This window comes from Roseisolibacter sp. H3M3-2 (assembly GCF_029211165.1).
In the GTDB taxonomy this organism is placed as follows: domain Bacteria; phylum Gemmatimonadota; class Gemmatimonadetes; order Gemmatimonadales; family Gemmatimonadaceae; genus Roseisolibacter.
Window position 1 is genome coordinate 1 of the sequence record NZ_JARGEK010000166.1, and the last position, 9,858, is coordinate 9,858.

Genomic DNA, 9,858 nt, shown 5'->3' on the forward strand with positions numbered 1-9,858 from the left:
CTGGCCTACCGCCGCCGTCGCCGCGGCGCGCGGCGCGACGAGCAGCGCCAGGCCGATCGCGCCGGCGATCGCGAGGGTGGCCGCGAAGCCGACCCAGCGCCCCGCGACCCCCGCGGCGTCGGCGGCGTCGATCGTCGCGCTCACCACCGTGTCGACGTGGGCCGCGACGGCGCGTGCGGCGGGAGCGGATGGGGCGGGAGCGGGTGAGGCGGGAGCGGGTGAAGCGGGCGGCGGCGTGTCGGCGAGGCCGGCGGCGGTGGCGAGCACGGTGAACGGGATGCGCCCGCGCACCGGGTGCCCGTCGCGCCCCGCGACCTGCCAGGTGATCTCGTACGCGCCGGCGACGACGGGGCCCGCGACGTCGGCGACGACGACGGTGGGCGCGTCGCCGGCGCGCGGCGCGGAGAGCGCGACCGCGCGCCCCCCGGGGCCGACCAGCGCGAGGCGCGTCACGGCCAGCTCGACGCGCTCGGTGAAGGTGAGGCGGAGGGTGCGCGGGACGGCCGCGAGGCGCGACCCGCGCGCGGGGGCCGACGACCGCAGCGCGCCGGGCGCCCCCGCCGCGCGCGGCTCCAGGAACGGCAGCAGCAGCGCGAGGGCGAGGGCGAGGCGGCGCGCGGCGCGTCGGAGCGCGATCACGTCGCGGTCACGGCTTGTGGCCGGCGTGCGGGTCGGGCGCCTTCGCCGGGGGCTTCGGCGCGGGAGTCGGCGCGGGCGTCGGCGCGGGAGCGGGCGCGTGGTGCCCGGCGTGCGGGTCCGGCGCCGACGTGCGCGCCGCCGGCTTCGCGGCGGAGTCCGCGGGCGCGGCGTGTCCGGCGTGCCCGCCGCCCACCGCCTGGCCGTACGAGAACCCGGTCATCGCGCCGGTGCGGTCGTCGTGCGTCATCACCGCGCCGTAGGTGACCGTCGGCGCCGGCAGCCCGGGGAGGAAGTTCACCGCCGGCCCGCCCATGTTCTCGATCCCCATATGCCCCGCCATCGCCAGCCACGCGTCGCGCGACATCACGTACGACGTGTCGTCGCGGAACCGCGCCGCCGCCAGCAGGATCTCGGCGCGCTTGCGCGAGCGCGGCACCGCGTCGTTGGCGAGGATGTCGCTGATGACGTCGTGCATCGAGTGGAGGTTGTCGAACACGATCGCCGCCTCCGGGTAGCGCGCGGAGAACGCCGGCGCGACCGCGGGAGTCATGGGCATCTGGTGCGGGAAGCTGCGCGGCGGGTCGGCCAGCATCTGCCAGAAGCGCGCGACCGTGGCCCGCACCCCCGCCTGCCGCTCCGGCTGCGAGCGCGCGACCACCAGCGGCTCGTAGAGCCCGACCTGCAGCCAGTGGTACGCCCAGATCAGCCCGTTGAACTTGGGGTACGCGCGCCGGAACGCCAGCGAGTACGGCTGCTCCTGCATCAGCTTCATGCTCTTCGGCCGCGCGCTGAACGCGAGGTCGGGGCGCGTGCGGTAGTACGCCAGCAGGCGCGCCACCTCGCGGTCCTTCCCCGCCGCGTCGAGCCGCTCGTCGGCCAGCACGTCGTAGAGCTGCCGGTGGAGGATGTGCGCCCACTCGAACATCTGCTTCGCCTCGGGGGCGAGCTGGGCGTACTTCGGCTCGATCGCCGCCTCCTCCAGCGGGACGCGCGGCGGCTTCACGAGCACCTTCCGCGTCAGGAAGTCGTACTCCTTCTGCTCCAGCAGCGCCGCCGGCGCGTCGGGGCGCGTCCACAGCGTCTCGTAGAGGATCGCGTGGCCGTAGTCGAAGGCGTTGAACAGGCGGTCGGCGGCCTGGTACTGGTCGCGGAACACCCAGTTGTGCGGCGCCTGCAGGTAGAACTGCTCGTGCACGCGCGCCCACTGCGCGGGGAGCGCGGCCGGCGCGAGGAACGGCGCGAGCAGCAGCGCGGCGATGGCGAGGGAGCGGCGCATCAGCGGGCCCTCCACGGCAGGCCGACCGAGAACGCGGCGCCCGCGGTCACGTACCACCCGCGGTCGTCGCCGGTGAGGTGGCGCCCCGCCCCGGCGTCGAGCGTCCAGCGGGGCGCGGCCTGCCAGCGGGTGCCGAGGCCGGCGTTCCACTCCACCTCCTCGCCGCGCACGACGGGGGCGCGCGCGAACGCCTCGACGGCGACGAGCAGCGAGCGCAGGGGGAAGGTGCGGTCGATGGCGGCGCCGGCGAGCCAGCGCGACAGCTCCAGCGTGTTGCCGCCCACGGGGCCGCTCACCGGCCCCTCGGACGCGAGCGAGAGCCCGGGGCCGAACGCGGCCTGCGCGTTGAGGTGCAGGCGCGCGTTGGAGAACGTCTTGGTCGCGACCGCCTTGAGCGTCCCGTACGCGTGGTCGGGGCCGAGCGGGCCGGCGGGGAGGAGCGCGCCGGCGGAGAGCGCGAGCGCCGGGACGGTGAGCGTCTCGACGTTCAGGGTGTGCAGCACGGAGACGTCCACGCCGGCGGCGCCGGCGGTGCGGCTCGTGCCGCGGTCGACGTAGACGAGCGGGAGCCCGACCTCGACCTGCGTGCGCGGGAGGATGCCGAGCGCCATCTCGGGCTCGATCCCCCAGCGGTAGGTGCCGCCGAGGGCGCGCTCGAGGCGCAGCGGGGCGGCCTGCAGCTCGAGAGCGCGGCGCTCGACCGGGTACGCGTCCTCGATGGTGAGGGGGCGGCCGGCGTCGGTGTTGTAGAAGTCGGTCTGCGCGTGCGCGGGGCGCACGAGCGCGAGGAGGGCCGCGGCGGATGCGCCGGCGGCGAGGCGTCGTGACATGGGTCGTCCAGGAGGCGGCAAGGGGCGCGCCCGGAGGGTCCGGGGCGCCGGGGACGCGGAAGTCGCGTCAGCCTCGGGGCGGCGGCGGCTCGGGGGCCGCGCGCGGGGACGACGGGAGGGCGGGGGTGGCGGTGGCGACGTCGCGCACGACGGCCACGGTGGACGCCGGCGCGGGCGCCTCGACGAGCGCGAGGACGGCGCCGCAGCCGGCGACGGTCGCACAGTGGGTGGCGACGTCCTGGACGGGCGCGTCGTGCCCGTGGTGGTGCGCGTGCTCCGACGCGGCCGCCGGCGCCGGGGCGCACGCCGCCCGGGTCGCGGGCGCGAGGACCGCGAGCACGAGGAGCAGCAGGGAGAGGAAGGGGCGCCGACGTCGCACGTCCGTAACCTAACGCCCGTGCTTGTACATCAAGTCCACGATCTCGTCGTACATCGCCGCGGACTGCTCGGGGGTCCCCTTCATGGCGTGCGTCGCGCAGTGCTTGAGGTGGTTGCGCATCAGCTCGCGCCCCACCGCCCGCAGCGCCTCGTGCACGCTCGAGATCTGGGTCATGACGTCGGCGCAGTAGCGGTCCTCCTCGACCATCTTCTGCAGCCCGCGCACCTGCCCCTCGATGCGGCGCAGCCGCTTGAGGTTGCGGTCCTTGACGTCGGCGTCCACGGCGACCGCGTGGCGCCCCTCGTGGTGGTCGGTGTCGTCGTGGTGCTCGGTCATACGCGGGCCCGGCGGAGGCGGAGGCTGTTGGAGACGACGCTCACGGAGCTGAACGCCATCGCGGCGCTGGCGAGGATCGGGCTCAGGAGGAGGCCGAACGCGGGGTAGAGCACCCCCGCGGCCACCGGGATCCCGACCACGTTGTAGACGAAGGCCCAGAACAGGTTCTGCTTCATGGTGCGCATGGTACGGCGCGACAGCCCGATGGCGCGCGCCACGCCGGCGAGCTCGCCGCGCATCAGCGCCACGTCGGCCGCCTCGACGGCGACGTCGGTGCCCCCGCCGACCGCGATCCCGACGTCGGCCTGCGCCAGCGCCGGCGCGTCGTTCACGCCGTCGCCGACCATCGCCACCACGCGCCCCCCCTCCTGCAGCCGCCGCACCTCGGCGACCTTGCCGTCGGGGAGCACCTCGGCGACCACGCGGTCGATCCCGGCCGCGCGCGCCACCGCCTCGGCGGTGCGGCGGTCGTCGCCGGTAAGCATCACGACGTCGAGCCCCATGGCCCGCAGCCGCGCGACCGCCTCGGGGGCGCCGGCCTTGATCGGGTCGGCGACCGCGACCAGCCCGGCGAGCGCGCCGTCGACGGCGACGTACACCGGCGTGCGCGCCTCCCCCGCCAGCCGCTCGGCGTCGGCCGCCAGCGGCGCCGGGTCGACGCCCCACGCGCGCATCAGCGCCCCGTTGCCGACCGCGAGCCCGCGCCCCTCGACCGCGCCCGTCACGCCGCGCCCGGTGTCGGACGCGAACGCCTCGGGGACGGCGAGCGGGAGCCCGCGCTCGCGCGCCGCGCGGACGACGGCGTCGGCGAGGGGGTGCTCGGACATGGTCTCGAGCGAGGCGACGAGGCGGAGGAGATCATCCGCGGCGAGCGGCGAGCGTCGAGCGTCGAGCGTCGAGGGGATCGCCTCCGCCGAGCTCGACGCTCGACGCTCGACGCTCGACGCTCCCACGACGACGACGTCGGTGACAGTCGGCCGCCCTTCCGTGACCGTCCCCGTCTTGTCCAGCACGACCGTCGTGACGTCGCCCGCGCGCTGCAGCGCCTCGCCGCCCTTGATCAGCACGCCCAGCTCGGCGCCGCGCCCGGTGGCGACCATGACGGCGGTCGGCACGGCGAGGCCCATGGCGCAGGGGCAGGCGATGATCAGCACCGCGACGGCGGCGGCGAAGGCGCGCACGGCGGCGGCGCCGGGCGGCGTGCCGGTCGCGTGCGCGGCCACGAACCAGGTGGTGAAGGCGGCGATCGCGATCACCAGCACCACGGGGACGAACACCGCGCTGATCCGGTCGGCCAGCGCCTGGATCGGCGCCCGCGAGCCCTGCGCGTCGCGCATCAGCTTCACGACCTGCGCGAGCACGCTGTCGGCGCCGAGCGTGGTGGCGCGGTAGCGGAAGGCGCCGGTGCGGTTGATCGTGCCGCCGATGACGCGGTCGCCGACGGCCTTCTCGACCGGGCGCGACTCGCCGGTGAGCATCGACTCGTCGACCGCGCTCGTCCCCTCGAGCACCTCGCCGTCGACCGGGACGCGCTCGCCGGGGCGCACGAGCACCACGTCGCCCGCGCGCACCGCCTCGACGGGCAGGTCCACCTCCGCGGTGCCCCCCTCGGGCGTCGGGCGCGCGACGCGCGCCGTCGGCGGCTGCAGCGACGCCAGCGCGCGCAGCGCCTGCGACGTGCGCCGCTTGGCGCGCGCCTCGAAGGCGTTGCCCGTGAGGATGAGGGCGATGATGATCACCACCGCCTCGTAGTAGACGTCGGGGGCGAGGCCGGCGCGCGTGAACACGCCCGGCGCCACCGTCGCCACCACCGAGTACAGGAACGCCGCGCCCGTGCCGACGGCGACGAGCGTGTTCATGTCGGCCGCGTGGTGGCGGAAGGCCGCCCAGGCGCGCGTGTAGAAGTGCCGCCCCGCCCACGCCATCACGCCGAGCGTGAGGACGAGCAGCGTCCACGACAGGACCGACGCCGGCACCGCGTACAGCCACGGCAGCGCGCCGCGGAGCGCGGGGGTCAGCGCCTGCATCGCCCAGCGCATGAAGGGATCGGCCACGACGCCGTGCGCGTGGTCCCCGGCCGCCATCAGCGGCATCGACGCGACCATGGCCACCACGCCGACGGCGCCGCTGACCAGCGCCTTCGCGCGCAGCTCGCGGAACTCCGCCTCCTGCGCCGCGTCGCGCGCCGCCTGCTCGTCGAACGCGTTCGCGTCGGGGCGCGGCAGCTCGGCGCCGTAGCCGGTCTTGGCGATCGTCGCGACCAGCGCCTCGGGGGAGACGGCGGACGGGTCGTACTGCACGGTCGCGTTCCCCATCATGAGGTTGACCGTCGCGTCGACGACGCCCGGCGTCTTCTGCAGCGTGCGCTGCACGCGCCCCTGGCAGGCCGCGCACGTCATCCCGGTGACGGGGATGACGACCTTCTCTCCGGCGATGGTGTCGGACATGCTCGCTCCTACTCGGCGACGATGCGGCCCCGCATCATCCCCATCCCGCAGGTGAACTCGTAGGTGCCGGCCGCGGGCGGGGTCACCTCGACGGTCGTCTTCTGGTGGGCGGGGAGGAAGCGCCGGATCCCGAAGTCGCCGAACACGACCTCCTCCGAGCAGCCCGACGTCTCGCGGCGGTCGAACACCAGGCGCACCGGGCGCCCGGCCTGCACGCGCACCACCGCGGGGGCGTAGGCCCCCTCGACGACGATCATCGCCTCCTGCCCGGCGACCACCGACGCCGGCTCGGCGGCGAAGAAGTACCAGACCACCCAGGCCGAGGCGCCGAGCCCGCCCGCGACCACAGCCCAGTCGAGCGGGGTCACTGCGACGCCGCGTCGTTCGTCGCGACGCGCCCGTCGTAGCCCGCATCCCGCAGCGCCTCGACCAGGCGCTCCTCGACCCCGGCCGGGGTCTCGGCGTACGTCACCACCGTGGCGCTCCCCAGGTCGACGCGCTCGACGGCGACGTCCGGCACCTCGGCGAGCGCGTCGCGGACCGACTTCACGCAGTGGCCGCAGCTCATCCCCTCGACTTCCAGCTTGATGGTGCTCATGGCGCGCTCCGGCTGAATGGTTGTGTATACCCCTGGGGGGTAATATGGGACACCCTCCGGGGGTATGCAAGAGGCGGCACGTCCGGTGCCTGCGGACGCCCCCATGCTGATCGAGTCGCTGGCCGCCGCGCTGGGCGCGCCGCCGGAGGTCGTGCGCCCGGGGCGGCACCCGGCCCGCCGCGTGGGGCTGGCCCTCGACCCGTGGCCGGGGCTCGCCGACTGGGCGCGCGCCGACGCGCTCGACGCGGTGGTGCTGCACCGCCACTGGCGCTGGGACCCGGCCGGGTGGCCCGACGGCGTCGCCCTGCTCGCGTCGCACGACCCGTTCGACCGGCGCTACGCGTTCGGCGTCGTCCCCGAGCTCACCACCCTGCTCTCCCTGACCCCCGGCCCCCTCATCGCCGAACGCGACGGGTGGCCGCTCGGCACGGTCGGCGCCGGCGCGGCACGGTCGGTCGCCGCGCTGCGCGCCGCGCTCGTCGACGCGTTCGGCGGGGTGGACGGGGAGGTGGCGGGCGCCGACGTCCCCGCCACCCGCGTGGCGATGGCCCGCGCGATGACGCCGGAGCTGGTGGAGGGCGCCGCGCGGCTCGGCGCGACCGTCTACGTCACCGGGCAGGTGCGCGAGCGGGCGGTCGGGACCGCGCGCCGCGTCGGCATGCACGTGCTCGCCGTGGGCCACGCGCGCAGCGAGCGGTGGGCGCTCGGGCTGCTGGCCGGCGCGCTGCGCGCCGCGCTCCCCGCCGTCGCCGTGCGCCTCGCGCCGGACGACGCCCCCGGGTAACCTGTCGCGCATGCGCACACCCGACGACGCGATCCGCGTGGGACTCATCGGCTACGGCCTCGGCGGCTCGGTGTTCCACGCGCCGTGCATCGCCGTCACCCCCGGCATGCGCGTGGCGGCGATCGTCACCCGCGACGCCGAGCGCGCCCGACACGCCGCGGCTCACCACCCCGGCGCGCGCGTCGTGCCCGACGCCGACGCGCTGTGGGCGATGGCGCGCGACCTCGACCTGGTCGTCGTCGCCGCGCCCAACGGCGCGCACGCGCCGCTCGCGCACGCCGCGCTGGCCGCGGGGCTCCCCGTCGTCGTCGACAAGCCGTTCGCGACCACGAGCAGCGAGGCGCGCGCGGTTCGCGACGACGCGCGCGCGCGCGGCCTGCTCGTCACCGTCTACCAGAACCGCCGCCGCGACGGCGACTTCCGCACGCTGCGCCGCCTGGTCGCCGAGGGCGCGCTCGGGACGCTGCACCGCTTCGAGTCGCGCTTCGACCGGTGGAAGCCGGCGCCCAAGGCGCGCTGGACGACCGACGACGCGGCCGCGCGCGGCGAGGGGATCGCCCTCGACCTCGGGACGCACCTCGTCGACCAGGCGCTGGTGCTCGGCGGGCCCGCGGTGTCGGTGTACGCGGAGCTGCGGCGCATCACGCCGGGCGTCGCCGTGCCGGACGAGCTGTTCGTGTCGCTGGAGCACGCGTCGGGGCTGCGCTCGCACCTCAACGCGTCGCTGGCGGCGGCGCTGCCGGGGCACCGCTTCGCGGCGTTCGGCTCGCGCGGCGCCTACGTCAAGCACGGCGCCGACCCGCAGGAGGACGCGCTGCGCGCCGGCGCGCGCCCGACGGGCCCCGGCTGGGGCGAGGAGCCCGAGGACCGCTGGGGGACGCTGTCGCAGGGCGACGCGCCGCGCGCGGTGCGCACGGAGGCCGGCGACTACCCGAGCTTCTACGCCGAGGTGGCGGCGGCGCTCCGGTCGGGGGGCGCGCCGCCGGTGGACCCGGACGACGCGATCCGCGGGCTGGAAGTGCTCGAGGCGGCGGCGGTGTCGTCGGCCGAGCGGCGGGTGGTGGCGCTCAGCTGAGGGGCGCCGGCTCGCGGTCGCCGTGCGACGGCGGCTGCGAGACGACGAGGAACTCGCACGGCGCGTCGCCGACGTTCAGCGCCTGGTGCGCGGCGCCGGGCGCGACCTCGAGCGCCTGCCGCGGCGCGAGCGCGTGCGTCGTCCCCTCGACCTCGAGCGTCAGCGTGCCGGCGAGCACGTAGAAGAGCTGCCGCGCGTGCGCGTGCCGGTGCCGGACCTCGCGCGCGCCGGCCGGCATGCGCTCCTCGATCACGCTCAGCCCCGCGGCGCGCAGCAGGTGCCACCCGTCGCAGCCGTCGCCCCACGCGTAGTGCGGCGCGGTGGCGGTCGACACGGGCGTCGCGGGCGGGTCGTCGTGCGTGATGCTCATGAATCTCCTCGCGGGGGCGTGCGCCGCAGCACGAAGTGGCCGCCCGGCACGCGGCCGTCGGCCTGGTTCCAGTTGGACTGTCACGTGCCGCGCGCGGATTCGCTGACGTCGAAGGCGGACCCGCCGCGGACCGTGCCTATAACCGAGTCGCGCGGCGGCGTGAGGAGGAGCACGAGGGCGAGCGCGATCGGGTCAGCCATCGCGCGCGCCGCGTGCGGGCACGGGCCTGCCGGGCAGCGCGAGCTCCCGCAGCGGGTCCCCGCCGTCGACGAACAGGCGCCCGCGCGGCGTGAGCGCGGCCGCGATGCGCCGCCGCGCGCGCCGCCCGCGGTCGGGGTGGCGGCCGTCGAGCGCGCCGACGCGCACCGCGAACGCGAGGTCGTACGGCACCTCGCCCGCGTCGAGCGCGAGGTCCTCGGCCGCCGCCTGGCGCACAACCAGCACCCCGGCGGCGATCTCCAACGCGCCGCCCAGCCGCTCCTGCCCCACCGCGGCCGCCGAGCGGTCGATCGCGAGCACGCGTCCGCGCGGGCCGACGCGGCGGGCCACCTCGCGCGCCGCGGCGCCGGGCCCGCACCCGATCTCGAGCACGCGCAGCCCGGGGCGGAGCGGCAGCGCGTCGACGATCGCGGCGAGGCGCGGGGAGAGGTCGGCGCGGCGGGCGGGCACTGGGGTCGGCACGAGAGGTGGGCGCGTCAGCGGCGCCAGAACCGCCACCAGCGGCGCGGCGGGATCACGAGCGCGTCGCAGGCGATGTCGCACATGTCATGCAGCGCCAGCGCGACCTCCACTACAGTGGTGCGTCCGCCGTCGACGCGTACCGGGCGCTCCGCCGCGACGTACGCGATGCGCCGCACGTCGAGGCGGTACGCGCCCGCGGGCAGCGCGGGCCAGACGAGCGTGTCGCCGGCCGCGCCGGCGGGCGGCGGCGCGGGCGCGAAGGCGACGGACCGGCCCACCCAGGCGAGCGCCATCGCGCCGACGAGCGGCGTCCCGCGCGTCGAGTCGCGGAGGACCACCCGCAGGGCGCCCGTGGCCGCCGGCAACACGACCGTCGGCTCGGGCGCGGGCGCCGCCGGCGGGGCCGCGCGGCACCCCCACGCGCCGGCGCACGACGCGAGCAG

General features: G+C 77.0%; 12 protein-coding genes and 1 pseudogene. 2 read left to right on the forward strand and 11 right to left on the reverse strand.

All coding sequences use genetic code 11. The annotated features are described in order from the left end of the window. The 8 genes from PYV61_RS14230 to PYV61_RS14265 all read right to left on the reverse strand — a co-directional run. Positions 1-639, reverse strand: a 639-nt coding sequence (locus PYV61_RS14230) for a copper resistance CopC family protein (RefSeq protein ID WP_275832646.1), incomplete at its 3' end; no start/stop codon positions are given. Positions 640-646: 7 nt separating this feature from the next. Beyond that, positions 647-1,915 (reverse strand): hypothetical protein, encoded by a 1,269-nt coding sequence (locus tag PYV61_RS14235; protein ID WP_275832648.1) that lies wholly within the window; start codon positions 1,913-1,915, stop codon positions 647-649. Beyond that, a complete protein-coding gene (locus tag PYV61_RS14240; RefSeq protein ID WP_275832651.1) occupies positions 1,915-2,745 on the reverse strand; it encodes a hypothetical protein in 831 nt (276 codons plus the stop codon). Before PYV61_RS14240 ends, PYV61_RS14235 begins: the two co-directional genes overlap by 1 nt. A 67-nt stretch (positions 2,746-2,812) precedes the next feature. Further along, on the reverse strand, positions 2,813-3,124 hold the full coding sequence (locus tag PYV61_RS14245; protein WP_275832652.1) for a hypothetical protein: 312 nt from the start codon (positions 3,122-3,124) through the stop codon (positions 2,813-2,815). A 9-nt stretch (positions 3,125-3,133) separates the two neighbouring features. Further along, a complete protein-coding gene (locus tag PYV61_RS14250; protein WP_275832654.1) occupies positions 3,134-3,460 on the reverse strand; it encodes a metal-sensitive transcriptional regulator in 327 nt (108 codons plus the stop codon). Next, the gene (locus PYV61_RS14255; protein ID WP_275832656.1) at positions 3,457-5,907 is read right to left on the reverse strand and encodes a heavy metal translocating P-type ATPase; all 2,451 of its coding nucleotides are present in this window, start codon (positions 5,905-5,907) and stop codon (positions 3,457-3,459) included. Before PYV61_RS14255 ends, PYV61_RS14250 begins: the two co-directional genes overlap by 4 nt. Positions 5,908-5,915: 8 nt before the next feature. Next, positions 5,916-6,275 (reverse strand): cupredoxin domain-containing protein, encoded by a 360-nt coding sequence (locus tag PYV61_RS14260; protein WP_275832658.1) that lies wholly within the window; start codon positions 6,273-6,275, stop codon positions 5,916-5,918. Further along, positions 6,272-6,505, reverse strand: a complete 234-nt coding sequence (locus PYV61_RS14265) for a heavy-metal-associated domain-containing protein (protein ID WP_275832660.1) — start codon at positions 6,503-6,505, stop codon at positions 6,272-6,274. Before PYV61_RS14265 ends, PYV61_RS14260 begins: the two co-directional genes overlap by 4 nt. A 103-nt stretch (positions 6,506-6,608) precedes the next feature. Here PYV61_RS14265 and PYV61_RS14270 point away from each other — a divergent pair, with 103 nt between their 5' ends. Together PYV61_RS14270 and PYV61_RS14275 are read left to right on the forward strand one after the other, a co-directional pair. After that, on the forward strand, positions 6,609-7,289 hold the full coding sequence (locus PYV61_RS14270) for a Nif3-like dinuclear metal center hexameric protein (RefSeq protein WP_275832662.1): 681 nt from the start codon (positions 6,609-6,611) through the stop codon (positions 7,287-7,289). A gap of 10 nt (positions 7,290-7,299) precedes the next feature. Then, positions 7,300-8,364, forward strand: a complete 1,065-nt coding sequence (locus tag PYV61_RS14275) for a Gfo/Idh/MocA family oxidoreductase (RefSeq protein WP_275832665.1) — start codon at positions 7,300-7,302, stop codon at positions 8,362-8,364. Here PYV61_RS14275 and PYV61_RS14280 read toward each other — a convergent pair. The 3 genes and pseudogenes from PYV61_RS14280 to PYV61_RS14290 all read right to left on the reverse strand — a co-directional run. Continuing rightward, the gene (locus tag PYV61_RS14280) at positions 8,357-8,734 is read right to left on the reverse strand and encodes a cupin domain-containing protein (protein ID WP_275832666.1); all 378 of its coding nucleotides are present in this window, start codon (positions 8,732-8,734) and stop codon (positions 8,357-8,359) included. The two genes, PYV61_RS14275 and PYV61_RS14280, sit on opposite strands and share 8 nt — an antisense overlap. Before the next feature lie 192 nt (positions 8,735-8,926). Continuing rightward, the gene (locus tag PYV61_RS14285) at positions 8,927-9,415 is read right to left on the reverse strand and encodes a methyltransferase domain-containing protein (protein WP_275832668.1); all 489 of its coding nucleotides are present in this window, start codon (positions 9,413-9,415) and stop codon (positions 8,927-8,929) included. A gap of 14 nt (positions 9,416-9,429) precedes the next feature. Continuing rightward, positions 9,430-9,858 (reverse strand): annotated as a pseudogene (locus PYV61_RS14290) (hypothetical protein); the annotation flags it as partial.